We start from the raw sequence: 23,266 nt of genomic DNA, 5'->3' as shown, positions 1-23,266 counted from the left end.
CGTTGGCGTTGCGCGGCGCGGCGTTGGCCGGGCGCGAACGGGGCGCGCCGCCGTTGCCGCCGCGGCCGCCGTTACGGCCGCCACCGCCACGCGGCTGGCGCGAGTCTTCGTCGCGTTCCTGGCGTTCGAAGGCGGCGGCGCTGGTGGCGGGCGGGGTCCAGTCGGCCACCGGCTTGCGCTCGATGGTCTTCTTGATCAGGCGCTCGATGTCCTTGAGCAGCTTGATCTCGCTGTTGTCCACCAGCGAGACGGCGGCGCCGGTGGCGCCGGCGCGGCCGGTGCGGCCGATGCGGTGCACGTAGTCTTCCGGCACGTTGGGCAGTTCGAAGTTCACCACCTGGGGCAACTGGTCGATGTCCAGGCCGCGGGCGGCGATGTCGGTGGCCACCAGCACCGTCACGGTGCCGTCCTTGAAGCCGGCCAGCGCGCGGGTGCGGGCCGACTGGCTCTTGTTGCCGTGGATCGCGGCGGCGGTCAGGCCGTCCTTGACCAGCTTTTCGGCCAGGCGGTTGGCGCCGTGCTTGGTGCGCGTGAACACCAGCACCTGGTGCCAGCCGCTTTCGCGGATGATGTGGCTGATGAGGTCGCGCTTGTGGTGCTGTTCGACCAGGTGCACCGTCTGGGTGACCAGTTCGGTGGCGGTGTTGCGCGGGGTGACCGAGACTTCGCCCGGGTTGTTCAGCACGCCGCGCGCCAGCGAACGGATCTCATCCGAGAAAGTGGCCGAGAACAGCAGGTTCTGGCGCTGCTTGGGCAGCAGGGCCAGGATCTTGCGGATGTCGCGGATGAAGCCCATGTCCAGCATGCGGTCGGCTTCGTCCAGCACCAGGATCTCGACGCCGGACAGGTCGACCGTCTTCTGGCCGCAGTGGTCCAGCAGGCGGCCGGGAGTGGCCACCAGGATGTCCAGCGGCTTGCGCAGGGCGGAGATCTGGGGGTTGATGTTGACGCCGCCGAACATCACCATGGACGTCAGCGAGGTGTGCTTGCCGTAGGTCTGCACCGATTCGGCCACCTGCGCGGTCAGTTCGCGCGTCGGGGTCAGGATCAGGCAGCGCGGGCGGCCGGCCTTGCGGGCTTCGGGCTTGCGCTGCATCAGCAAATGCAGGATCGGCAGCGTGAAGCCGGCGGTCTTGCCGGTGCCGGTCTGGGCGGCGGCCAGCAGGTCGCCGCCCTTGAGGACCTGCGGAATCGCCTGGGCCTGGATGGGGGTGGGCGCGGTGTAGCCGGTATCGGCAATGGCGCGCAACAGGGAATCGGCCAGCCCGAGGTCGGCGAAAGAGGAAGAGGTAGTCAAAACAACTCCAGCGGCAGCCCGTCGCTCAAGTTGAGAGACTCCAATCCAGGCGGACGAATAAGGAGAAAAGGGAAGCGCCCCTGAGGGCGAAGCTTGGCGGCGAAGTGCCTAGCGGACGCGTGCGGATTGGCAAAGCACGCCCGGCAATTGTAGCCGATACGCCGACCGGGCAGGCGGGCGGGGGGCGCCCGTATTGCTGCGTAACATTTTGCATGAAATATGAACGAAATCAGTGTAATCCCTAGGCAGTCATCCCTATAATCCGTCGGCTTACCTCCATCAAAAGAATTAAGGGTTGCTATGAAAAAGGCGGCAATAGCGGGTGTGGTCGTTGCATTGGGCGCAATCTGGACCGGCACGGCCTGGTACACCGGCCAGAAGGCCGAGGCGTTCGTCAAGCAGTCGATCGAAGACGGCAACGTCGAGCTGAGCAAGTTCGGCGAAAAATGGGGCGTGACGCCCGTGATTGAACTGATGTCGTTCGAACGGGGCGTGTTTTCCTCGACCGAACGCTACCGCGTGAAGTTCACGTTGCCCGCCAAGGACGGCAAGCCCGCCGCGGAACACGAGATCCAGTTCGTCGAGCATCTGTCGCACGGTCCCTTCCCCTTCTCCAACCTGGCGGCGGGCAAGCTGGCCCCGGCCATGGTCGCGAGCCGGTTCCAGCTCGAGGAAACCCCGGCGGTCAAGGGCTGGTTCAGCGCCACCAAGGGCGCCACGCCGCTGTCGGGCGCCTATAGCGTCAGCTACGGCAAGCAGGTCAGCGGCACCTTCAACCTGGCGCCGGCCGAGGCCGCCAGCGACAAGACCAAGCTGACCTTCTCCGGCATGACCGGCGACGTCGACTTCGACACCAAGACCAAGCATGCGATCCTGGCGCTCAAGAGCGACGGGCTGACGCTGGCCGGTCCGGCCGGCGAGAGCGATATCGTCGGCATGGCGGTCAAGGGCATCACGCTCGACAGCGACCTGACCCCGGGCAAGAGCGACATGGCCATGGGCAACCAGAAGCTGGTCTTCAAGGAATGGACCATCACTTCCAGCACCAAGCCGCCGGTGTTGTTCAAGGACACCAGCATCGCGGTGGACCTGGCCGAGGCCGACGCCGGCGTAAGCGCCAAGATGGTGCTGGATTTCGGCATGATCAATGTCCAGCAAAAGGACATGGCGGGCCTGCAACTGGCGATCGGCCTGAAGAACATGGACCCCAAGGCGCTCAAGGCGCTGAACGACGTCTATGAGGCGTCGTCGCGCCGCATGATGCAAAGCGGCGCAGGCGAAGCCACGCCCGAGTTCACGCCCGAAGAACAGCAGATCCTGAAGACCAACGTCGAACTTCTGCTGGCCGGCAACCCCAGCCTGTCGGTGTCGCCGTTGCAGGTGCGCACCGCCAACGGCACCTCGACCTTCAACCTGGATGTGGACCTGACCAAGCCGGCCTCGACCGACAAGCCGGCCAGCGACCTTGCCATGGAAGCCATCCGCAAGCTCGATGCCAAGCTGGTGCTGTCCAAGGCCAACCTGGCCGACCTGATGGCGATCGAACCGCAGATGCGCGGCGTGCCGGCCGACCGCGCCGCCCGGACCGCCAAGGGCCAGGCCGAAATGGTCGGCACCATGGCGGTGGCGATGGGCGTGGCCAAGGCGGAAAACGACAACGTCGTTTCCTACCTGAACTACGCCGACGGCCAAGTGGATTTCAACGGCAAGAAGATGCCGCTGCAGCAGTTCATGATGATGGTCATGAGCGGCGCGATGGGCGGCATGCGCTGAGGCGCGAACGGAACCTGGCGCTGGCGCGATGCCGGCGCCACGAACGGGCTGCGGCGCCTTCGGGCGCGGCAGCCCGTTTTTCATGCGCGGCGTATGCCTGCGGAGGCGGCCCAAGCGGGGCCGTGCGGACTCGGGAGCGGGACGGACATCATGCGGAAATGGGTAGCGGCGGGTTGCGCCGTGCTGGCGCTGGGCGTTATCTGGACGGGCACGGCCTGGTACAGCGGCAGGCAACTGGAGGCCGGCATGGCGCAACTGACCGACAGCGCCGATCAACTGGCGCGGCAGATCGGCACGAAGATGGGCGAATCGTTGTCTTTCGAACGGTTGTCGTATGAACGAGGCGTGTTCACCTCGCACGCGCGCTATCGCCTGAAGGAAGCGCCCGCGCCCAAGGATGGCGTGGCCGCGGCGGGACGCGAGTACGAGGTGGCGGTGCGTCTGGACCACGGGCCATTCCCCCTGTACCGCCTGGCGCGGGGGCATCTGTTCCCGACCATGGCGGCCGCGCGCGCCGACCTGGTGCGGACGCCGTCGGTCGAAAGCTGGTTCATGGCAGCCGGGGGCGCCGTGCCCATGACCGTGGAGGCCGTGGCGGGCTATGACCGCGACATCCGCGCCACGCTGGAACTGGCGCCGGTCGAGCGCGCGCGCGGCGAGTCGCGCTTGCGCTTCTCGGGCCTGGAGCTCCAGGCCGACGTGGCCGCCGGCGGCAAGCACGCCACGGTGGATATCCGCGCGGACCACGTCGAGCTGTTCGAACCCTACATCAAGGACGGCGCGCGCCATACGCGCCGCCTGGCCATGCGCGATCTGGCGATCAGGTACGACGCGAGCCGGGCCGCCGATGAGACAGGCGCCGCCTCCACCCGCGCGAACCTCAAACAATGGACCGTCGAGATCGATGGCGAACCGGTCACGCTGCGCCGCGTGGCCGTGACCGCCGACGCCAAGGGCGCCGAGAGCGCGATGGACGCCAAGCTGGCCGTGCAGGTTGCGGGTATCGATACGCGGGCCGGACAGGTGGCCAACCTGCGCCTGGCCGCCGAGGCGCGCAATTTCGACATGGTGTCGTTCCGCGCATTCCAGGCGTCGGTGGAGGCGGCCAAGGGCGGCGCCAGCCTGGGCGACAAGATGGTGGGCGCCGGCCACCTGATGAAGTTCCTGCTGGCCGAGCCAGGCTTTTCGTTGTCGCCGCTGCAGGTGGATACCGCCAATGGTTCCGCGACCCTGCGGCTGGATCTCGACCTGAGCGCGCCCACGCTGTGGAATCACTCGCCCGGCGCGATCGTCAAGGAAACCGTGCGCAAGCTCGATATCCGCATGTCCATGCCGGTCGTCAGCCTGGCCGACCTGATCGCGGCGCGCCTGCAGGCCGAGGGCATGCCCGAGGCCGCCGCGCGCGAGGCGGCAGGCCTGCAGGCCGATGGGATGCGCGACCGCTTCCTGCGCGGGCAATGGGGCCGCCTGGAGGACGGCAAGCTGGTCGCGAGCCTGAACTACGAAGGGGGGCAGGTGGACGCCAACGGCGAACGCATGCCGGTCGAGAGCTTCCTGGGCTGGCTGATGGCGCGCGGCGTGAAGTGAGGCGCCGCCCGCCGCCGGCGCGGTCCCTCAGGCCGGCAAGGCGCCCGCCATCACTTCGCCGTTGCGCAGTACCGCCACATGGAAGCGTTTGTCGGCGGCGCGCATGATGTCCTCGCTCGGATCGCCCTGCACCAGCAGCAGGTCCGCCACGGCGCCCTGTTCCACCACGCCATGTCCGTCCATGCCCATCAGGTCGTGGCCGCGCGAAGTGGCGGCGATCAACGCATCCATCGGCGTCATGCCGAATTCCACCATGTAGGCCAGCTCCATCGCATTCTCGCCGTGCAGATTGAACGGCGTGCCCGCGTCAGTACCCAGCGCGATGCGTCCGCCCGCCTTGTAGTACATCTGGATCGATTCGCGGTGGCGCTGTTCCACCGCGCGCGCCTTCTCCACCGCGTAGGCCGGAATGCCATTGTCGGCATTGGCGACGATATTACGCACCGCGGCGATGGTCGGCACCAGATAGGTTTCGGCCGCCAGCATTTCGCTCAGGCATTGCTCGTCCATGAAGATGCCGTGCTCGATCGAGTCGATGCCGGCGCGCACCGCGTTCAGGATGCCCTGCGTGCCTTGCGCGTGGCTGGCCGTGCTCTTGCGAAAGCGCTTGGCTTCGTGCACGCCGGCCTTCATCTCGTCGAAGCTGTAGTGCGCATCCATGGGGCTGACGCCCGGTGTCATGACGCCGCCGGTAGCCATGATCTTGACCAGGTCGCAGCCGGCGTGGACCTGCTCGCGCACCGCCTTGACCACTTCCTCGCAGCCATCGGCGACGCGGCCGATACGGTTGCCGTGGCCCCCTGTCATGCAGATGATGCGGCCCGAGGCCCTGATGGTAGGGCCAGGGAACACGCCGCGCGCGATGGCATCGCGCACGCCGAATTCCAGGTAGTCCTTGCCGCCGCAATCGCGCAGCGCCGTGAAGCCGCCGCGCAGCGCGGCCTGAGCGTTCTCGAGCGCGGTCAGGGTGATCTGCGCCGGGCCCTGCTTCGACATCTGCGTCTGCGGGTCGGCCCCGCCGGTGTAGACCAGGTGCACGTGGCAGTCGGCCATGCCGGGCATCAGGGTCATGCCGCCGGTATCGACGCGGCGCCCGGCGAAGCCGGTGAATTCGCCGGCCGGCGCCACGCGCGTCACATGTTTGCCTTCGACCAGCACGCCGTGGTCCGGCAGCACCTGGCCGCGGCCGTCGAACACCTTGCCGCCGATGAACAGGGTCTGTGGCAACGCACTCATGTCTTGCTCCTCGTCGTGTCGGTCGGGGTCAGCCCGCCACCTCCAGTCCCGCGCGGGACATGGACTGCAGGCGTGGCATCAGTCCCAGCAGGTGCTGGCTGTAGGGATGCTGCGGATGCTCGAACAGGGCCTCGGTCTCGGCCACTTCCAGCAATTCGCCGTAGCGCATCACGCCCACGCGGTCGCACATCTGGCGGATCACGGGCAGGTCGTGGCTGATGAACAGCATGGTCAGGCCGAGCTGCTCCTGCAGGTCCTTGAGCAGGTTCAGGATCTGCGCCTGGATCGACACGTCCAGCGCCGAGGTCGGTTCGTCGCAGATCAGGAATCGCGGCCGCGTGGCCAGCGCCCGCGCGATGCAGATGCGTTGGCGCTGGCCGCCGGAGAACTCGTGCGGGAAGCGTTCGGCGGCGCGGTCGCCCAACCCGACCACGTCGAGCAGATCGGCGACCACGCGGCGGGCCTCGGCTTCGCTGGCCGCCAGTTTGTGGAAACGGATCGGCTCGGCCACGATGTCCAGCACGCGCATGCGCGGATTGAGCGACGAGAACGGATCCTGGAAGATCATCTGGATCTGGCGCCGGAACGGGTTGAGCTGCTTCTCGCCCTTGAGCGCTGTCAGGTCGGTGCCGCCGAAATTGACCGTGCCGCCGCTGGGCGTGTACAGGCCCGAGATCAGCCGGGCCACGGTCGACTTGCCCGAGCCGGACTCGCCGACCAGGCCGAACACCTCGCCCTCGCCGATCGAGAAATTGACGCGCTTGACCGCATCCAGCGTGCGCTGGTTGCGCTTGAACAGGGCGTTCTTGAGCACGAAGCGCATGCTCAGGTCCTGCACTTGCACCAGCGGACCGTCGCCGCTCGCGCCGAAATCGCGCCGCTGCCCCAGCCAGTGCGTGGCCAGATCGAGCGGCCGGGCGGGAGTCTTCACGTCCTCGATGTAGGTAACCAGCGGAAAGCGCTTGAGCTTGATGTCCGGGCGCGGCACGGCCGAGATCAGGCTGCGGGTGTAGGGGTGATCGGGGTCGCCCAGGATCTTGGCGGTCGGGCCCTGTTCGACCAGCTTGCCGTGGTATAGCACCGCGACACGGTCGGTCACGTCCGCGATCACGCCCATGTCGTGGGTGATGATGATCATGCCGACCTGTTCCTGCCGGCAGAGCTTCTTGAGCAGTTCCAGGATCTGTGCCTGGATCGACACGTCGAGCGCGGTGGTGGGCTCGTCGGCAATGATGACCTCGGGCTCGCAGCATAGCGCCAGCGCGATCACCACGCGCTGCCGCATGCCGCCCGAGAACTGGTGCGGATACTGCTGCACGCGCAGCTCGGGCTGGTCGATGCCGACCTGCGCCAGCAGTTGCACCGCGCGTTGCCTGGCCTGGTCGTGCGTCAGGTCCAGGTGCACCAGCATGGTCTCGACCAACTGGCTTTCCACGGTCTGCAGCGGGTCGAGCGAGGTCAGCGGATCCTGGAAGATCATGCCGATGCGGCGGCCGCGCACCTTGCGTTGCTGCGCGGGCGTCAGCGTGTCGATGCGTTCGCCGTTGAGCAGCACCGCGCCGCCGGCCAGGCGGCCGGGCGCTTCGAGCAGGCCGATCACGGCGTTGCCGATGGTCGACTTGCCGGCGCCGGATTCACCGACCACGCCCAGGATTTCGCCCTTTTCCAGGGCCAGCGACACGCCGTCCACCGCCACCAGGGTGCCACGGCGGCTGGGAAATTCGATGCGGATGTCTTCGATGTTCAGCAGGGCCATGGCATCCTCAGCGCAGCTTGGGGTTGAGCGCGTCGCGCAGCCAGTCGCCCAGCAGATTGACCGACAGCACCAGCGCGACCAGCGCGATGCCGGGGAAGATCGAAATCCACCACATGCCCGAGAACAGGTAGCTGTTGCCGATGCGGATCAGCGTGCCCAGCGACGGCGCGGTGGGCGGCACACCGACGCCCAGGAACGACAGTGTGGCCTCGGTGATGATGGCGATGGCCAGGTGGATGGTGGCGATCACCAGCACCGGTCCCATGACGTTGGGCAGGATGTGGCGGCGCAGGATGGTGACCGGACCGATGCCGATCAGCCGCGCCGCCTGCACGTATTCCTTGTGGCGTTCGACCAGCGTCGAGCCGCGCACGGTGCGCGCGTACTGCACCCAGCCTGAAATGCCGATGGCGAATATCAGCACGTACAGCGCCAGTTCATCGTGCATGTCGCGCGGCAGCACGCCGCGCGCCACGCCGTCGATCAGCAGCGCCACCAGGATGGCCGGAAACGACAGTTGCACATCGGCGATGCGCATGATGAAGCTGTCGACGCGGCCGCCGACGTAGCCGCTGATCAGCCCAAGCGTGACGCCCAGCACCATCGAAAACAGCACCGACGCGAAGCCCACCAGCAGCGAGACGCGCGAGCCATACAGGATCGCCGACAGGATGTCGCGGCCCTGGTCGTCGGTGCCGAGCAGGAAGCCGGGGCTGCCGCCCTCCTGCCAGGCGGGCGGGGTGTTGGCATCCATGATGTCCAGCGATGCCAGGTCGAAGGGATTGTGCGGCGCGATCACCGGCGCGAACAGTGCGCCCAGCAGGATGACCAGCGTAACCACGGCGGCGATGATGGCGCCGGGCGAGCGCTTGAAGCTGTGCCAGAGATCACTGTCGGCGGCGCGGGCGAAGAAGGGAGCGATGCGGGCGTTCATGAAGGGTTCCCTTATTTGCTCTGCACGCGCAGGCGCGGGTCGACGGCGAAATACAGCAGGTCGACCACCAGGTTGATGACAACGAACATGAAGGCGATCAGCACCAGGTAGGCCGCCATCACCGGGATGTCCACCATGCTGATGGCCTGGATGAACAGCAGGCCCATGCCGGGCCACTGGAACACGGTTTCGGTGATGATGGCGAAGGCGATGATGGAGCCGAGCTGCAGGCCGGTGATGGTGATGACCGGCACCATGGTGTTCTTGAGCGCGTGGCGGAAGTTGATCAGCCGCTCCGGCAGACCGCGGGCGCGGGCGAACTTGATGAAGTCGGCGCGCAGCACCTCCAGCATTTCCGCGCGCACCAGCCGCATGATCAGGGTCATCTGGAACAACGCCAGCGTGATCGCCGGCATGATCAGCGCCAGCAGGCCGGACTTGGTCAGAAAGCCGGTGGTCCACCAGCCCAGTTCTACCACGTCGCCGCGGCCGAAGCTGGGCAGCCATCGCAGTTGCACGCCAAAGAACAGGATCAGCAGGATGCCGATCAGGAACGTCGGCAGCGAGATCCCGGCCAGCGAGATCGCCATGAAGGTCTTGGACAGCACGCCATGGCGCTTGAGCGCGGTGTAGATGCCCATGGGAATGCCGAGCGCCAGCGCCATCAGGGCCGATACCAGCGACAGTTCCAGCGTGGCCGGCAGGCGCTCTTCCAGCAGTTCGCTGACCGGCCGCCGATGGCGGTAGGAGATGCCGAAATCGCCGCGCACGGCGTTGGCGACGAAATGGGCGTATTGCACGACGAACGGGTCGTTCAGGCCTAGCTGTTCGCGCAGTTGCTCGCGCTGCTCGGGCGTGGTGTCCTGCCCGACCATGCTGGCGATCGGATCGCCGACATAGCGGAACATGGAGAACGCGATCAGCGCCACCGTCAACATCACCAGCACCGACTGGATCAGCCGCTGCGCAATAAAGGAAAGCATGGTTGGATGCCCTCTTGGTCGGATAACGCCGGGCCGCGCATTGCCGGTCGCGGCAAGCGGGGCTGGGCCGGGCGCGCCCGGGCGGCTGGCGCCGCCGCGGGGGTCGCATCAACGCGGCGCCGCGCCACGCCGGACGGCGTGCGCGGCGCCAGGGGGACTACGGCAGGACCACGTCGCGCAGGTCGAGCACGTCGTCGGCGCGCTGGGTGACCTTGATGTTGTCCTTCACGCCCCACGACATCGGCTGCTGGTGCAGCGGCAGGTAGCCGAAGTCGCTGCGCACGATGCCGAAGGCTTCCTTGATCATCGCGTTGCGCTTGGCCTGGTCGGTCTCGACCCCGATCTTGGCGATCAAATCATCGACCTTCTTGTTGCAGTAGCCGCCCAGGTTGAACTGGCCCGCCGCGGTCTTGGCGTCGCGGCACGCGGTGAGGTTGAGCAGCGTGTTGTGCGCGTCGGTCGAGCTGGGCGTCCACCCCAGCATGTACATGCTGGTCTGGTTGCCGGCCTGCAGCAGGATCTTGCCGAAGTACTTGGACTTGGTCTGCGCCAGCAGGTTGATCTTGATGCCGACGCGCGCCAGCATGCCAGCCACCGCCTGGCAGACCTTCTCGTCGTTGACGTAGCGGTCGTTGGGGCAGTCCATGGTCACGGAAAAGCCCTTCGGATAACCGGCCTCGGCCAGCAGCTTCTTGGCGCGCGCGGGGTCGGGCTTGTAGGGCGCGCCGAACGATTCGTCGTAGCCGTTGATCGAGGTGGCGATCAGGGAGCCCAGCGGCTTGGCCGCGTTGCGCATGATCTTCTCGTTGATGGCCTTGGTATCCACGGCCAGCACCACCGCCTCGCGCACCTTCGGGTCCTTGAAGGGGTTCTTGCCCTTCACGTCCGAGAACAGCAATTCATCGCGGGCCTGGTCCATGCCGATGAAGATGGCGCGGGCTTCGGGCGCGGTCAATGGCTTTACGCCCTTGGCGTCTTCGAGTCGCTTCCAGTCCTGCACCGGCACCGGCTGCACCAGATCCATCTCGCCGGAAATCAGCGCGGCCACGCGCGTGGCTTCCTGCGTGATGGGCTGGAAGATGACCTCGTCGATGTTGGTCTTGATGTTCTTGTTCCAGTAGCCGTCGTAGCGCTTGAGCACCGTCTTCACGTCGGGCTGGCGCGACACCAGCATGAAGGGGCCGGTGCCGTTGGCGTTCAGGTTGGCGTAGTTGCCCTGGTTGTCGCCCTTGACGTTGGTGGCCTCGGTGGTGTTGTGCTTCTCTGCCCACGACTTGCTCATGATGTAGAGGAACACCCATTCGCGCGGCAGGATCGGGTTGGGCGTGGGCGTGGTGACTTCGATGGTGTAGTCGTCGATCTTCTTGATGTCGGAGGCCTTGGCGCCATAGCCCTTCATGTCGGAGCCGGGCGTCAGGCTGCGCTTCCAAGAGAAGATCACGTCATCGGCGGTGAACGGCGAGCCGTCATGGAACTTCACGCCCTTGCGCAGCTTGAAGACCCATTTGGTGGGCTCCGGGTTTTCCCAACTTTCGGCCAGCAGCGGCGTCAGTTTCAGGTTGCCGTCATAACCGGCCAGCGTTTCGTAGATATTGCCCTGGAAACCCAGCGTGAAGGTTTCGTTCAGGGCCATCGGGTCCATCGAGGTGGCGTCGCCCTGGTAAGCCCAGTGGAAGGTCTTGGCGGCCGCGCCGGCGCTGAATGCCAGCGATGCGGTCAGCGCCGCCACCAGCGCCGCTTGTTTCAGATAGGGAAGAGTACGCATAGCCCTCATGCTCCGTAATGCGCGGATTGCGCGACAGAAGTGATCGGGCCCTGGCCCCATGGGGAGCCGGGGCATGGCGTTGCTGCTTACGAGGAAAGGCGGTTCACGGTAGATCCAACCCCTTGTGATTGTCATGGCGGGAAGGACCGCACCGATGCAGAACGAATCTTATAGATCGATTCGTTTAAGCGTCAATCGGTTTGGATTGGGGTTATTACTTGCTTGCTTCGCGTTGCGAATGGTGGGTTTGGCGTGCCGCGGCACCGCCGGCATCAGGGGCCGGACACGGGTTCGGCGGCCAGGCTGCGCGCCAATTCGCGCACGATCTGCTTGCGCCGTTCACTGTCTTCGTGGCCCTGGGACAGCGCCGACCAGGCCGGTCGGCTGCGCGCTTCCTTCAGCGCCTCGGGCAGCGGCCCGCGGCGCAGCGCTTCGTCATCGGGACGATCGAGCCTCAGCGGCGCGCGCGCGGCATGGCCGCGGCGTTCGAGCGCGTCGATCAGTTGCCGCTGGCGCAAGGCCAGCAGCCGCAGCACGGCGTCGTCGACGCTGATTTCGCGCCAGCCGCGCAGCTTGCCGGCAACGCGCTTGCCGAGCTTTTCCATGCCCTGCCAAAGGCCGCCGGCGGCGGCGCCGATCAGCATGCCGGTGCCCAGGCTCAAGCCGGCGCTGAACAGGTCCACTGCGGCGCCGGCCATGGCGCCGGCGGCGGCGCCCATGCCAACCTGCACGCCCATGTCCTTGAGCGCCTGTGGGTGGAACAGATCCATGCCCCAGCGTTCGCCCTGCAACGGCAGCGCGTCGTCATCGAAATCGGACGCGCGGAAGTTATAAAGCGCCAGCAATGCGGTGACGCAGGCCTGCTCGCGCTGGCGCACCCGGTCGCGCAGTTGTTGCGACGCCGAGGCCAGCGCCGCTTCGTCACCCGCGCTGGCGATATGCAGGGCGGCGACGTCGACCAGCAGGTCGGCCAGCAATTCATAGGCCGCCGCATGGCGTTCGCGGCGCTGTCGCGCCAGGCTGTCGGCCAGCCGCGCCAGCGTGTCGGCGTGGCGATCCAGCAGCACACCGAGCTTGGCATAGAGCTGTTGCTCGCCATCCAGCGGCGGCGCCACCGTGTCGAATTCGACCGCGGCGTGCAGGCCCAGCCGCGCCAGGGCGTCGCGCCATTCGGCGGCACGGTGGGCGGGCGCGTTGACGAAGTTCAGCACCGGCAGCAGGGGCCGGCCGCAGGCTGCCAGGATGGCGAGTTCGTCGCGATGCTTGCCCAATACCGGATCGCGCGCGTCGATCACGTACAGCGCGGCATCGCAGTCCAGCATCTTCTTCAGGACGCGCGCTTCCTGTTCGTAGCGGCCATGCGCTTCCGGGGTGTCGAGGAAGCGCCGGATGCGCGCCGGTCCGTCCAGCCGTTCGCCGGGCTGCCCGAGCCGCTCAAGGTATTCAAGCAGCGCGATGCTGTCTTCCATGCCAGGGGTGTCGAACCACTCCAGCACCGCGCGGCCATCGAGCCGCAGGCGCGCGCCTTCGACGTGGCGAGTGGTGCCGGGTTGGTCGGCGACTTCGCCGAAAGCGGTGTCGCGTGTCAGCGTGCGCAACAGCGAGGTCTTGCCGGTGTTGGTGTGTCCCACCACGGCGATGGGGATGACCGGTTCAGTCATGGCCATGCTCCAGCCAGGCCAGGGGCGCGCCGCCCGGCCCGATGATGGCGGCGGCATCCAGCCCCAGGGCGGCCAGGCATTGCCGCCATTGCGGTTCGCGCGTCTCCGCCCCGGTCGGCGCCAACAGCCAGACGCGGGTCTGGCTGGCATGCGCCGCCAGTTCGGCGATCAGCGCCAGCGTGCCGCGGTCCGGTGTCTGGCGCGCGTCGCAGGCCACCAGCAGGCGTGAGGCGGCAGCTTGCGACAGCGCATCGAGCAGGCGGTTGCGTTGTTCGCGGGTATCCAGGTTGCCCGCCTGGCGGATCGACGGCGCCAGCGCGGTGGGCGGCCAGCCCAGGTCGGCGGGCAGTTCCAGGCCCAGCAGCACTGGCTGGCCGCCCAGCCCGGCGGGAACGGCGGCGGCCACGCGTGGCTGGTGCAGCGGATCGACCGGCCGGTCGATGCCGGTGGACTGGGCCGGCGGTTCAAGGCGGTCACGCAACGCCGCGTGGCCCGCCAGCGCCGGATCGATGGCCAGGCCGCGCAGGGCGCGCCGGGTGGCGGCAACGCAGGCCAGCCAGGCCAGCAGGCGCGGCAGGATGCCGTAGGTCACGAATACGCCGATCAGCCACAGTGACCATTGCACTTGCGCGGCGGCGGCCAGCGGCCGGGAGCCATCGCTGGCGCGCACCATGGCGGGGTCCGGCAGCGGGAAACCCAACTGCGAGGGCAGCCAGCCGATGACCTGGGTCAGATGGACGAAGGTGTCCGGCGCCAGCAAGGTGGTGGCCCAGATGAAGCGGTAGCTGGCGGTCGACAGCAGCGCCAGCAGCGTTGCCAGCGCGGCGGTCAGTCCCGCCAGCCAGAGCCCGTGGCTGACCGCGCCGAACAGGCCGCGCAGGGCGCCGGCGCGCGCCAGCAGGTTGAGAAAGGCCTGCGGCACCAGCGCGCTGTCGGGGCCGCGCGCCAGCTTGCGCGTGGCCCAGAGCCACAGCCGCCCCAGCGGCGTCATGGCGGCGGGCCGCAGCAGGAAGCTGGCCAGCCACAGGAGGAAAGTCAGCAGGTGCAGGCCGAGCAAGGCGCCCAGTGCCCACAGCACGTTGACGGCGCGGGTGCCGTCGCCCAGCGCCCCGGCCGCCACGCCGGCGCCGGACAGCAGCGCCAGCAGCAGCAACAGCGCCAGCACGGCGAAAGCGCTGCGGCGCCAGCCGTCCACCAGTGGCGCCAGGTTCTCGCGCTGAGCCAGCGCTTGGGCGCGGGCCAGGATACGGTCCGGCAGCCCGGCTTCCTGTTGGCGCACCTGGCGCACGATGGCGGTGTCTTCGAGGGGCCCCCAGTGCGCTTCGCGCAACCGGATCAGTTCGGCCAGCCAATGGGCGCGCAGCGGCGTGCGGCCGGAGGCATCGAAGGTAGCGGAAACGTCGCGGGAAGTCGGCGATGGCATCGCGGGCGGGACAGGCGATCAGGCCGCGAAGGGCGATGCGCCATTGTAGACCGCGCGGCGCCGTGTATTTCAGTGGCGGCGGTGGGCAGCGCGGTATTGGCCGGGCGTAACGCCGACGGCATCGCGGAACGCGCGCGACAAGTGGCTGGCGTTGCCGAAGCCGGCCGCCTGCGCGATGCCGGCCAGGCCGCCCTTGCCGGCGGCCAGCAGCGTGCGCGCCCGGGCCAGGCGCCGGGCGCGCACCCAGGCGTGCGGAGGCGCGCCGAACGAGGCGTGGAACATGCGGGCGAAGTGGTAGGTGGACAGCGCCGCCACGCGGGCCAGTTGATCCAGCGTCAAGGGATCGGCGAGATGCGCGTCGACATACTCCATGATCCGCCGCCGCACCGTGGGCGCGAGGCCGCCGCGCGCGGGCGCCGCGGCCTTGCGCGATACGCCTTGGCGCAGCAGATGATGCAGCACGGTTTCGGCCGCGCTGCTGGCGGCCAGGCGCTCGGCCGGCGCGTTCCAGTCGGTGTCCAGCAGGGCCCGGCAGACGTCGGTCAGCGAGTCATCTTGGATGTAGGTGCGGTCGCGCAATTCCAGCGCGCGCGGTTCGCAGTCGAGCCGCAGCACGGCCTCGTGCGCCAGGCGCTCGGGCGCGATGTACAGGTGCAGGAAATGCACCGTGTCGTTCATGCACCAGCGCGAATAGTGTTCGGCGGGCAGCACGCAGAACTTGCCTGCGCCGCCGTGCAGCGCATGGCCGACACGGAATGACTTTTCGCCGCCATGCAGGTAAAGCGACAGGGTGTGGTGGCCGGGCATGTCGTAGCCGAGCGTTTCGTGAACGCTGCGGCCCCATTGCGAAATGGCGATGCCCTCGCCGAGCGAGGCCGCGCGCGCCAGCGTCGCGGTCGATGCGGACAGGGTGCGAAAAACGGAGAAATCGGACGGAGCCGAAGCGGTAGTGCCCATGGAACCGAAATGCTACTGCGATCCGTCCGTGCGCGGCGCTGGCGCATCACCAAAAACCGCAAGAACCGGCAATTTTTTCGGGGCCGTCGGGCCCAGACTGGGCGCCATGGCCCGCGATTTCCGCGATCGCGGACGTCCTGTCCTTTTCGGCCCTGTCGAGTGTCTCAAAGTGAATCTATTCCTGTATTTCCTGACCGTCGTCATCTGGGGCACCACCTGGATCGCCATCAAGCTGCAGCTCGGGGTGGTGGCGATTCCCGTCTCCATTTTCTACCGCTTCGCGCTGGCCGGCCTGGTGTTGTTCTGCGCCTTGGCGCTGACCCGCAGATTGCAGCGCCTGGACCGCCGCGGACACCTGTTGTGCCTGGGCCAGGGGTTGTGCCTGTTCTGCCTGAATTTCCTGTGCTTCTACACCGCCACGCAATGGATTCCGAGCGGTCTGGTGTCGGTGGTGTTCTCGGCCGCGACCCTCTGGAACGCGTTGAATGCGCGGCTGTGGTTCGGCACGCGCATCGCGCCGCGCGTGATGGTCGCCGGCGGGGTCGGCTTTGCCGGCCTGGTGCTGTTGTTCTGGCCCGAGCTGGCGGGGCAGCAGGCCAGTCACGAGACACTGTTGGGTCTGGGCTTCGCGCTGCTGGGCACTTTCTGCTTTTCCACCGGCAACATGCTGTCGTCGCTGCAGCAGCGCGCCGGCATCCGGCCATTGACGGGCAACGCCTACAGCATGTTGTATGGCGCCGGCGTACTGCTGGCGGGTTGCGTGGCGGCTGGCGTGCCGTTCGCTTTCGATGCCTCGACGGCCTACGTCGGCGCCCTGCTCTACCTGGCGATACCGGGCTCGGTGATCGGCTTCACTGCCTATCTGACGCTGGTGGGCCGCATGGGGCCGGCGCGCGCCGCCTATTGCACGGTGCTGTTTCCGGTGGTGGCGTTGAGCGTGTCGACCTTCGCCGAGGGCTACCAATGGACCCCGACCGCCCTGGCGGGACTGGCGCTGGTGATGTTCGGCAACCTGTTGGTTTTCACCCGGTGGTCGCCGTTCGCGCGCCGCGTGGCGGCTTGAGCGCAAGCGCGGCCCTGTGCCTGGCGCCGTTCCTAGGCGCCACGGCGCGACAGCGCGCGCAGCGCGTCGAGCAAGCGGTCGATTTCGGCGTCATGGGTCAGGTAGCTGACCGAGGCGCGCGCGATCTGCGCCAGGCCGCGCGCATGCATGTCCAGCGGCGTGTACGGCACGCCGTTGCTGCCGATGATGATGCCTTGCGCCGCCAGCGCGCGCTGCACGGCGGCGGCATCGTGCCCCGCGAGATTGAACGACACCAGGCCGGAGCGCTCACGACCCTGGTCCAGCACCTCGATGCCGTCGATGGCGGCCAGTTCGCGGCGCAGGGTCCGGGCGATCGTGTCGATGCGGGCGCGGATGGCATCCAGTCCGATGTCCAGGGCCTCGCGCAATGCGTTGGCCAGCCCGCATCGCAAGGCCAGCGAGGCCTCGGCCGATTCGAAACGCGCGGCGTCATCCCGCAGTTGCGGATGGCCGTCGGCGCCCAGGGGCGCCGAATAGGTGTCGACGAAGGTGGGTGTCAGGCGCGGCAGGAAATCGCGCCGCACATAAAGCAGGCCGGTGCCGCGCGGACCGCGCAGCGCCTTGCGGCCGGCGCCGCTCAAGACATCGCAGCCCACGGCGGCAACGTCGATCGGCAACTGTCCGACGGCCTGGGCCGCGTCAATGAAGTACGGCACGCCGGCGGCGCGCGCGACGCGGCCGACGGCGGCGGCCGGATTGATCAGGCCGCCATTGGCCGGCAACCAGGTCAGGGCGATCAGCCGCACCCGTTCGTCCAGCATGCACTGCAAGGCGGCCGGATCGACGCAGCCGCTGTCGTCCGAGGGAATCGTCTCGATGCCGGCGCCTGCCTGTTGCGCCGCCAACCGCATGGCGGCAAGATTGCCGCCCCACTCGTGGCGGCCCACCAGGATGCGGTCGCCGGTGCGCCACGGCCCCAGCGCGGCGAAGGCCGCGCCCCAACCCGGCGAGTTGCCGCCGGTCAGGGCGATCTCATCGGGCTGGGCATTGAGCACGCGCGCGGCCAATTGCCGCGCCTCGCCGGTCTGCGCGCGCGCCGCCACGCCCGCCTCCATCGGCCCCTGTTCGGCTTCGCGCCGCAGATGGGCCTGGATCGCATCGAGCGTGGCCGCGGACGGCAGCGAGGCGCCGGCATGGTTGAAGTGGACGGTGGTGCGGGCGCCGGGCGTGGCTGCGCGCAAGGTCTCGAGACGGTCGGGAGTCAGGACGGCGGCGGACATGGTGGTTCCAGGAAAGACGCGCCGGGCACCTGCCCGGCGCCGGGACATCAGGCGGGCGTGAGGGCGACGACCGCCTCCACTTCCACCGCCACGCCCTGCGGCAGCGAGGCCACGCCGACGGCGCTGCGCGCATGGCGGCCGGCGTCGCCGAACACTTCCACCATCAGGTCCGAAGCGCCATTGGCGACCGCGCTCTGGCGGTTGAAGTCCGGGGTGCTGGCGACGAACACGCCCAGGCGCACCACCCGCGCCACGCGGTCCAGGCGATCGCCGGTGGCGGCGGCGATCTGCGCCAGGATGCCCAACGCCGACAAGCGCGCGGCCGAGATGCCGTCGGCTTCGGATACCTGGTTGCCAAGCTGGCCCAGGAACGCGGCCTTGCCACCGCTGCGCGAGATCTGGCCGGAGATATACAGCAGGTTGCCCTCCTGGACGAAGGGGACGTAATTGGCGGCGGGCGCAGCCGCGGCTTCCAGCACGAGGCCGAGTTCGGCCACGCGGCCGGAGAGGGTACGGGTCATGGTTGTCACCTGTGAGACGGATGAGGAAAAAAACGACCCCTCATGCTATCGGCGCGGGCCGTGCCTGACCAATCAATTATTGCGAACCACGCATGAGGAAAAGTAATGCGTCAGCCTGCCGCGGCCGCCTCGGCCAGCCATGCCTGGAACGCTTGGGCGGCTGTCCCGGCCTTGCCGCGCGGGCTGACGAACCACCAGCCGATACGCGGATCGTCTAACGCGGTGCCCGGCAGCGCTTCGACCAGGGCTCCGCTGGCCAGTTGCGCGGCGATCAGGCGGTGGCGGCCCATGGCCATGCCCTGTCCCGCCAGCGCCGCTTCCACCACGATGTTGTAGTCGTGCAGGTGGACGGTCTGGGCGCGGCCCAGGTCCAGGCCCTGTTGCCGCGCCCAGGCATCCCATTCGAACGGCAACTGGGCGTGCGAGACCAGCAGGGGGTAGCGCAGCAGGTCGGCCGGCGCGCGCGGCCGGCGCCGGCCTGCCACCAGCGTGGGCGCGCACACTACCGACAGCCGTTCCGGCATCAGGCGCCGCGAGCGCACCCCGGGCCAGTTGCCGCGGCCGTAGCGGACGGCCACGTCCACCTCGCCAGCCGCCACATCGGCCAGGCCGATGGCGGGCAGCAGTTGCAGGTCGATGTCGGGATGGCTGGCGGCGAAGCCAGGCAGGCGCGGCGCCAGCCACCGTGTGGCGAACGAGGCCAGCAGGCCGACCCGCAGCGTGTGGCGCGCGGCCACCGGCGCGCGGATCGCGTCGGTACCCTGGCGTAGCAATTCGAAGGCGGCATGCACCCGCTGGTAATACGCCTGCCCGGCCGGCGTCAGCGCCACCGCGCGGGTGCGGCGCTCGAACAGCGTCACGCCCAGCTCGGCTTCGAGCCGCTGGATATGGTGGCTGATGGCGCTTTGCGTGACGAACAGTTCCTCGCCCGCCAGGCTGAAGCTCAGGCGCCGGGCAGCCGCCTCGAAGGCGCGCAGCGAGACCAGGGCAGGCAGGGAGCGGTTGGAACGCATGGCGCGGGCGGGATGAGGGGGGCTGGGGCCGAGGTAGCCGGCCGGAAGTCCCATTCTCGCAAATCAGGCCCGTTGGTGGAAACGGATCAGTGCTAGCGGGCGGAGATGGGTTTGCTGCGCAGGATTTCGTGGCGCACGACCTGCAATGCCTGCCGGTGCCGGGACTGGTCGGCAGCCACCTCCCAGGTGCTCGCGGCGAGCGGCGAGGCCGGATCGAGCAGTCGGAAGGCCAGGTCCGTCAACAGGTAGGAGGCCGTGGCCTGGGTGTCGCGGAGGGTTTGCGTGGGCCAGCCCGTCAGATTCCCGGTCTCGCATATCCAGATGATCGCCTCCACCGCGTCGGCCTGGCGGGCCCTCATGATGGCGATGTCCGGCAGCGCCTTGGACACATCGCGAACGAGCCAGGGGATGTCCTGCAACAGGCCGAACACGAGTTCAAAGGCGGCTTTTGAATCGATGCGCTGCGTATTCGAAGGGCGGGGCATGGGGGGGCAGGCTGACAACGAGGCTTTACGGTTGAGTCAACGTCAATCGTAAAACCTTTCCACCGTGTATTCGGCTGCCGTCAGCCTGCTCATGGGGTGATCGGGTCCGAGTTCGTGGCTCCGGCTGCCGCCCATGCAAAAGGCCCGCAACCAGGTTGCGGGCCTTTCAGTACTGCATTCTTTGGCTCCCCGAGCTGGGCTCGAACCAGCGACCTGCGGATTAACAGTCCGTCGCTCTACCGACTGAGCTATCGGGGAACAGGTAGAGGGGGCGAATTATGCACAAATTTCGCGGGGAATGCAAAACGGCCCGGTTGGCCACGGGGTTTATGGCGGGGCGCGCCCGGGCGATCCCTTATCATGGCAAGCGAGAAGGCTCGCGACCTCTCACGTTTTCCGGATTTCATACATGTCTTCGTTCGACATCCAATTGTTGCTCACCGCCCTGGTGAGCGTGCTGCTGCTGGTCGCCCTCATCGTCTCGCGCATCCGCATGCACCCGCTGCTGGCGCTCCTGATCGTTTCCATCGGCGTCGGCTTTGCCACCGGCATGGCGCCTACCGCCATCGTCAAGAACCTGACCGATGGCGCGGGCAAGACCCTCGGCGCCGTGGGCGTGGTGATCGCGCTGGGCGCCATGCTCGGCAAGATCCTGGCGGACTCCGGCACCACCGAGCGCCTGGCCAACGCCATCCTGCAACGCACGTCGCCACGCATGATCCCCTGGACCATGACGCTGGTGGCCTTCATCATCGGCATCCCGATGTTCTTCGAGGTAGGCCTGGTGGTGATGCTGCCGCTGATCTTCAGCGTGGCCCGCAAGCTGGAAGGCCAGGAGCGCTTCAAGGGCTCGGCCTATGTGTACGTGGGCGTGCCGGTGATTTCCGCCCTGGCTGCCATGCACGGCATGGTGCCGCCCCATCCGGGGCCGCTGACCGCGATCGCCAGCCTCAAGACCACGGTCGGCCCGACCATGATCTACGGCTTCCTGGCCGCGCTGCCGGCGATGGTCCTGGGCGGTCCGCTGTACGGCGCCTTCATCGCGCCGCGCATGCGCACCCGACCCGACGAGGCCCTGCTCGAGCAGTTCGCCGCCACCCGGGCGGCCGAGGCCGGCCAGCGCCAGCCCAGCGTCGGCCTGGGCGTGCTGGCCGCGCTGCTGCCGGCCCTGCTGATGCTGCTGCACGCCTTGGCGGAGATGCTGTTGCCCAAGGCCTCGCCCCTGATGCATGTGGCGGCTTTCCTGGGCAACCCCATGGTGGCCATGCTGCTGGGCGTGCTGTTCGCCGCCGTGACGTTGGTGCTGATGCGTGGCGGCGATGCCGAGAAGCTGCGCGATGCGCTCGGCAAAAGCCTCAAGCCGATCGCTGGCATCATGCTGATCATCGCCGGCGGCGGCGCCTTCCAGCAGGTGCTGACCAGCGCCAAGGTGGGCGATGCCATCGTCCACTTGACCCAGCAGTTCGCGTTTCCGCCGTTGGTGCTGGGCTGGCTGATCGCCATGCTGCTGTCGGTGTCGACCGGCTCGGCCACGGTCGGCATTGTCGGCGCCGCGGGCCTGCTGGCGCCGCTGGCGGGGGCCGACCCCGCGCTCAACCTGCCGCTGCTGGCGCTGTCGATTGGCTGCGGTTCCCTGTTTTTCAACTACGCCAACCACGCCGGGTTCTGGATGGTGAAGGAATCGTTCGGCATGACCATGGGCGAGGCCACCCGGACGATTTCGGTGGTGCAGTCCATCGTGTCGGTGGCGGGGTTGATCATGGTGCTGCTGTTCAACCTGTTGCCGGCGCTGGGGTGATCGGGCGGGGCGATTTGGCCGGGCTATTGGTTCACTTCACGCGGGGGCCATTTTTTTCGGCGGTGATGGCGGGCCGGCGTCTTCTCGTGCCCCCTGGCGGATCCCCGAGCTGCCGCTTGTAATGGCGCGGATTCCGAAGTCTGTAAGCGTCAGTTCATGCACCGTGATCACCGCACCCGGTTTCGATATGAGCTTGGATTCTTTGACAAACGTCGCAGACGGCTTCCTGGTGACAGTGTTCATATCAATACCTTTTCGTGACAAAGTCGCTAATGGCCTTGGTTCCAGCGCCAACGATTTCCACAACATCATCTCGCTCGAAAAGAGCGCGGTCACTTGAATCCAAGTAAATCACGCCAATCGGGTGCTGTCCGGAGCGATCCAGAACGGGCACCGCAATCGCTGAATAGCGTCCGGGCCCAAGTTTGCGGGCGCGCGCTTCGGTGTAGCCCCATTCGCGCACCAATTCGTTGCGTAGCTGTTCCTCCGTTCCATGTTGGCTGGACATCACCAAGGGTTTTTTGCTTCGGATCGCTCTGCCCGTTATGCCAGTATGGATCGGGAACGTCCGGCCGCCTCGATTCAAAGAATGAAAGTCGAATGCTTGTATCCGTCGCGATTGCGCCAGGAGCAGGCATGAGGCCTTGGCGCGCTGGCGGACGGATTGAGCACGCGTGGGCGGTGGCCGCAGGCGTCGCGGACCAGTCAACACAGATAAAACTGGCGCCGCTGGCTGTCTAGAACGATTCTGGATCGAGGGGAATTGGTGCCGGTGAAAGGAATCGAACCCTCGACCTTCTCATTACAAGTGAGCTGCTCTACCAACTGAGCTACACCGGCTCGGCGTGCCTGGGCACGCGCAGGGACTGCATTGTAATGAAAAAAGGAGATTCTTTCCCGGCCGGGAGCGGTTTGCAGGACGAGGCGGTGCCGCTCATGCGGGGCGGGTGGCGGTGGCGCAGCGCCGCCTGGCTTCCCAGCCATGCAGGCGCTCGGCGCGCAGGGCTTGCCACAGTTCATCGGAGCAGAAATAGCCGCTGATGCCGCTGTGCGGATGGGCCGGCCGCACGCCGAACTGGCGTGGCAGCCGCCAGAAGCAGCGATTCTCGATGGCGGCCTGATCCAGCACCAGCGGTGTGCCCTTCAGGAAGGAAAAGCCGCTGCTGGTTTCGTAGCCGGCCTGCCCCATGCCCCGTGAGAATTCGGTCTGTTCGATGATCACGGCATCGACGCGCGGCGGGCACAGCAGCAGGTGGTAGGTGCGGAACGGGCGGCGCTTGCGGCCCGGGGCCGCGGTTTCGACTTCGATCGGCTGGAAACGGTGCGTCTCCGGTTCCAGCGACTCCATGAGTTCGCGCACGCGCGCGTTGACCACGAACGGTCCGCCATCCCAGCCCACGATCGCCGGCACGCGACCCGCGCCGCGCGGGGTCAGGCGGAGTTGCCGTGGGATCTGCGCGAGGTCGTCGTCCGAAAGATCGTCGAACAGGCAGAGCTTGGCGAGCAATTGGCGGTCTATCTGCGGCACGAATTGCGTCGACACGCCGAGGGACGGCATTCCGATCAGGTACGGCATGGTCTGCGAGGCTCCTGGAGGGCCGGGTTGCGCGGCGCGCGGACGGCCCGGTTCAGGCGTATGAGACGGTATTTTTGCAATAAGTGCAAATGATACGCACTATCGTTTGTGCTTTCAAAGCATCACGATGGTGTCTGGCCCCGGCGCCGATGCCGGGAGGGGGGACGGGTATCGCATCGCGTGGCGCCGCGATGCGA

At 67.5% G+C, this 23,266-nt stretch carries 20 protein-coding genes and 2 tRNA genes; 4 read left to right on the top strand and 18 right to left on the bottom strand.

The features are described from left to right. On the bottom strand, window positions 1–1,297 hold a 1,297-nt coding region (locus AC6LKG_RS24010; RefSeq protein ID WP_498168973.1), incomplete at its 3' end, for a DEAD/DEAH box helicase. Window positions 1,298–1,597: 300 nt separating this feature from the next. Here AC6LKG_RS24010 and AC6LKG_RS24005 point away from each other — a divergent pair. Together AC6LKG_RS24005 and AC6LKG_RS24000 are read left to right on the top strand one after the other, a co-directional pair. Further along, entirely contained in the window at window positions 1,598–3,070 is a 1,473-nt protein-coding gene (locus AC6LKG_RS24005; RefSeq protein WP_498168970.1) for a YdgA family protein, read from the top strand. Between the two features lie 150 nt (window positions 3,071–3,220). Beyond that, a complete protein-coding gene (locus AC6LKG_RS24000) occupies window positions 3,221–4,657 on the top strand; it encodes a YdgA family protein (RefSeq protein WP_498168969.1) in 1,437 nt (478 codons plus the stop codon). A 27-nt stretch (window positions 4,658–4,684) separates the two neighbouring features. Here AC6LKG_RS24000 and AC6LKG_RS23995 read toward each other — a convergent pair whose 3' ends face one another. The 8 genes from AC6LKG_RS23995 to AC6LKG_RS23960 all read right to left on the bottom strand — a co-directional run bounded on the left by AC6LKG_RS23995 (window position 4,685) and on the right by AC6LKG_RS23960 (window position 15,372). Then, window positions 4,685–5,893 (bottom strand): metal-dependent hydrolase family protein, encoded by a 1,209-nt coding sequence (locus tag AC6LKG_RS23995; protein ID WP_498168966.1) that lies wholly within the window; start codon window positions 5,891–5,893, stop codon window positions 4,685–4,687. 28 nt (window positions 5,894–5,921) lie between these two features. Then, window positions 5,922–7,649, bottom strand: a complete 1,728-nt coding sequence (locus tag AC6LKG_RS23990; RefSeq protein ID WP_498168963.1) for a dipeptide ABC transporter ATP-binding protein — start codon at window positions 7,647–7,649, stop codon at window positions 5,922–5,924. A gap of 7 nt (window positions 7,650–7,656) precedes the next feature. Beyond that, on the bottom strand, window positions 7,657–8,583 hold the full coding sequence (locus tag AC6LKG_RS23985; RefSeq protein WP_498168960.1) for an ABC transporter permease: 927 nt from the start codon (window positions 8,581–8,583) through the stop codon (window positions 7,657–7,659). Window positions 8,584–8,594: 11 nt separating this feature from the next. Then, complete coding sequence (locus tag AC6LKG_RS23980) at window positions 8,595–9,566, bottom strand: ABC transporter permease (RefSeq protein WP_498168957.1); 972 nt, start codon at window positions 9,564–9,566, stop codon at window positions 8,595–8,597. Between the two features lie 157 nt (window positions 9,567–9,723). Beyond that, window positions 9,724–11,331 carry an ABC transporter substrate-binding protein gene (locus AC6LKG_RS23975; RefSeq protein WP_498168955.1) on the bottom strand — a complete coding sequence of 536 codons (1,608 nt, stop codon included), beginning with the start codon at window positions 11,329–11,331 and terminating at the stop codon, window positions 9,724–9,726. 272 nt (window positions 11,332–11,603) lie between these two features. Beyond that, window positions 11,604–12,992 carry a GTPase/DUF3482 domain-containing protein gene (locus AC6LKG_RS23970; protein ID WP_498168953.1) on the bottom strand — a complete coding sequence of 463 codons (1,389 nt, stop codon included), beginning with the start codon at window positions 12,990–12,992 and terminating at the stop codon, window positions 11,604–11,606. Further along, the gene (locus AC6LKG_RS23965) at window positions 12,985–14,415 is read right to left on the bottom strand and encodes a DUF2868 domain-containing protein (RefSeq protein ID WP_498168950.1); all 1,431 of its coding nucleotides are present in this window, start codon (window positions 14,413–14,415) and stop codon (window positions 12,985–12,987) included. Before AC6LKG_RS23965 ends, AC6LKG_RS23970 begins: the two co-directional genes overlap by 8 nt. A gap of 69 nt (window positions 14,416–14,484) precedes the next feature. After that, on the bottom strand, window positions 14,485–15,372 hold the full coding sequence (locus AC6LKG_RS23960; RefSeq protein WP_498168947.1) for a helix-turn-helix domain-containing protein: 888 nt from the start codon (window positions 15,370–15,372) through the stop codon (window positions 14,485–14,487). A gap of 169 nt (window positions 15,373–15,541) precedes the next feature. On the opposite strand from AC6LKG_RS23960, the gene AC6LKG_RS23955 reads away from it, so the two are divergent. Next, a complete protein-coding gene (locus AC6LKG_RS23955) occupies window positions 15,542–16,435 on the top strand; it encodes a DMT family transporter (RefSeq protein ID WP_498168944.1) in 894 nt (297 codons plus the stop codon). Window positions 16,436–16,467: 32 nt separating this feature from the next. Here the strand turns inward: AC6LKG_RS23955 and AC6LKG_RS23950 are convergent, their stop codons facing one another. From AC6LKG_RS23950 to AC6LKG_RS23930, 5 genes are all read right to left on the bottom strand, one after another. Continuing rightward, complete coding sequence (locus AC6LKG_RS23950; RefSeq protein ID WP_498168942.1) at window positions 16,468–17,676, bottom strand: aminotransferase class V-fold PLP-dependent enzyme; 1,209 nt, start codon at window positions 17,674–17,676, stop codon at window positions 16,468–16,470. A gap of 47 nt (window positions 17,677–17,723) precedes the next feature. Continuing rightward, window positions 17,724–18,197: a RidA family protein gene (locus AC6LKG_RS23945; RefSeq protein WP_498168939.1), complete on the bottom strand. Its 474-nt coding sequence runs from the start codon at window positions 18,195–18,197 to the stop codon at window positions 17,724–17,726. A 110-nt stretch (window positions 18,198–18,307) separates the two neighbouring features. Continuing rightward, window positions 18,308–19,210 (bottom strand): transcriptional regulator GcvA, encoded by a 903-nt coding sequence (gcvA, locus tag AC6LKG_RS23940; RefSeq protein WP_498168938.1) that lies wholly within the window; start codon window positions 19,208–19,210, stop codon window positions 18,308–18,310. Window positions 19,211–19,302: 92 nt separating this feature from the next. After that, complete coding sequence (locus AC6LKG_RS23935) at window positions 19,303–19,695, bottom strand: hypothetical protein (protein WP_498168936.1); 393 nt, start codon at window positions 19,693–19,695, stop codon at window positions 19,303–19,305. A gap of 182 nt (window positions 19,696–19,877) precedes the next feature. Then, a tRNA-Asn gene (locus tag AC6LKG_RS23930) sits at window positions 19,878–19,953 on the bottom strand. Between the two features lie 151 nt (window positions 19,954–20,104). Between AC6LKG_RS23930 and AC6LKG_RS23925 the strand changes: the two genes are divergently transcribed. Continuing rightward, entirely contained in the window at window positions 20,105–21,493 is a 1,389-nt protein-coding gene (locus tag AC6LKG_RS23925; protein WP_498168935.1) for a GntP family permease, read from the top strand. Between the two features lie 36 nt (window positions 21,494–21,529). On the opposite strand, the gene AC6LKG_RS23920 is transcribed toward AC6LKG_RS23925, so the two are convergent. From AC6LKG_RS23920 to AC6LKG_RS23905, 4 genes are all read right to left on the bottom strand, one after another. Further along, on the bottom strand, window positions 21,530–21,736 hold the full coding sequence (locus tag AC6LKG_RS23920) for a sulfatase (protein ID WP_498168933.1): 207 nt from the start codon (window positions 21,734–21,736) through the stop codon (window positions 21,530–21,532). A gap of 1 nt (window position 21,737) precedes the next feature. After that, window positions 21,738–22,205, bottom strand: coding sequence for a GAF domain-containing protein (locus tag AC6LKG_RS23915; RefSeq protein WP_498168932.1), 468 nt, complete (start codon window positions 22,203–22,205; stop codon window positions 21,738–21,740). Window positions 22,206–22,257: 52 nt separating this feature from the next. Then, a tRNA-Thr gene (locus tag AC6LKG_RS23910) sits at window positions 22,258–22,333 on the bottom strand. 94 nt (window positions 22,334–22,427) lie between these two features. Then, window positions 22,428–23,069, bottom strand: coding sequence for an imm11 family protein (locus tag AC6LKG_RS23905; RefSeq protein WP_498168930.1), 642 nt, complete (start codon window positions 23,067–23,069; stop codon window positions 22,428–22,430). Between the last annotated feature and the right edge of the window lie 197 nt (window positions 23,070–23,266).

The sequence above is a fragment of the Achromobacter sp. 46006 genome, assembly GCF_059761975.1.
This window is presented reverse-complemented; position numbering and strand designations above follow the sequence as displayed.

What these genes read in the sequence shown, in the direction of transcription:
- AC6LKG_RS24005 (WP_498168970.1), top strand. Translation starts at nt 1,598, where the DNA reads ATGAAAAAGGCGGCAATAGCGGGTGTGGTCGTTGCATTGGGCGCAATC.
- AC6LKG_RS24000 (WP_498168969.1), top strand. Translation starts at nt 3,221, where the DNA reads ATGCGGAAATGGGTAGCGGCGGGTTGCGCCGTGCTGGCGCTGGGCGTT.
- AC6LKG_RS23995 (WP_498168966.1), bottom strand. Translation starts at nt 5,893, where the DNA reads ATGAGTGCGTTGCCACAGACCCTGTTCATCGGCGGCAAGGTGTTCGAC.
- AC6LKG_RS23990 (WP_498168963.1), bottom strand. Translation starts at nt 7,649, where the DNA reads ATGGCCCTGCTGAACATCGAAGACATCCGCATCGAATTTCCCAGCCGC.
- AC6LKG_RS23985 (WP_498168960.1), bottom strand. Translation starts at nt 8,583, where the DNA reads ATGAACGCCCGCATCGCTCCCTTCTTCGCCCGCGCCGCCGACAGTGAT.
- AC6LKG_RS23980 (WP_498168957.1), bottom strand. Translation starts at nt 9,566, where the DNA reads ATGCTTTCCTTTATTGCGCAGCGGCTGATCCAGTCGGTGCTGGTGATG.
- AC6LKG_RS23975 (WP_498168955.1), bottom strand. Translation starts at nt 11,331, where the DNA reads ATGCGTACTCTTCCCTATCTGAAACAAGCGGCGCTGGTGGCGGCGCTG.
- AC6LKG_RS23970 (WP_498168953.1), bottom strand. Translation starts at nt 12,992, where the DNA reads ATGACTGAACCGGTCATCCCCATCGCCGTGGTGGGACACACCAACACC.
- AC6LKG_RS23965 (WP_498168950.1), bottom strand. Translation starts at nt 14,415, where the DNA reads ATGCCATCGCCGACTTCCCGCGACGTTTCCGCTACCTTCGATGCCTCC.
- AC6LKG_RS23960 (WP_498168947.1), bottom strand. Translation starts at nt 15,372, where the DNA reads ATGGGCACTACCGCTTCGGCTCCGTCCGATTTCTCCGTTTTTCGCACC.
- AC6LKG_RS23950 (WP_498168942.1), bottom strand. Translation starts at nt 17,676, where the DNA reads ATGTCCGCCGCCGTCCTGACTCCCGACCGTCTCGAGACCTTGCGCGCA.
- AC6LKG_RS23945 (WP_498168939.1), bottom strand. Translation starts at nt 18,197, where the DNA reads ATGACCCGTACCCTCTCCGGCCGCGTGGCCGAACTCGGCCTCGTGCTG.
- gcvA (WP_498168938.1), bottom strand. Translation starts at nt 19,210, where the DNA reads ATGCGTTCCAACCGCTCCCTGCCTGCCCTGGTCTCGCTGCGCGCCTTC.
- AC6LKG_RS23935 (WP_498168936.1), bottom strand. Translation starts at nt 19,695, where the DNA reads ATGCCCCGCCCTTCGAATACGCAGCGCATCGATTCAAAAGCCGCCTTT.
- AC6LKG_RS23925 (WP_498168935.1), top strand. Translation starts at nt 20,105, where the DNA reads ATGTCTTCGTTCGACATCCAATTGTTGCTCACCGCCCTGGTGAGCGTG.
- AC6LKG_RS23920 (WP_498168933.1), bottom strand. Translation starts at nt 21,736, where the DNA reads ATGAACACTGTCACCAGGAAGCCGTCTGCGACGTTTGTCAAAGAATCC.
- AC6LKG_RS23905 (WP_498168930.1), bottom strand. Translation starts at nt 23,069, where the DNA reads ATGCCGTACCTGATCGGAATGCCGTCCCTCGGCGTGTCGACGCAATTC.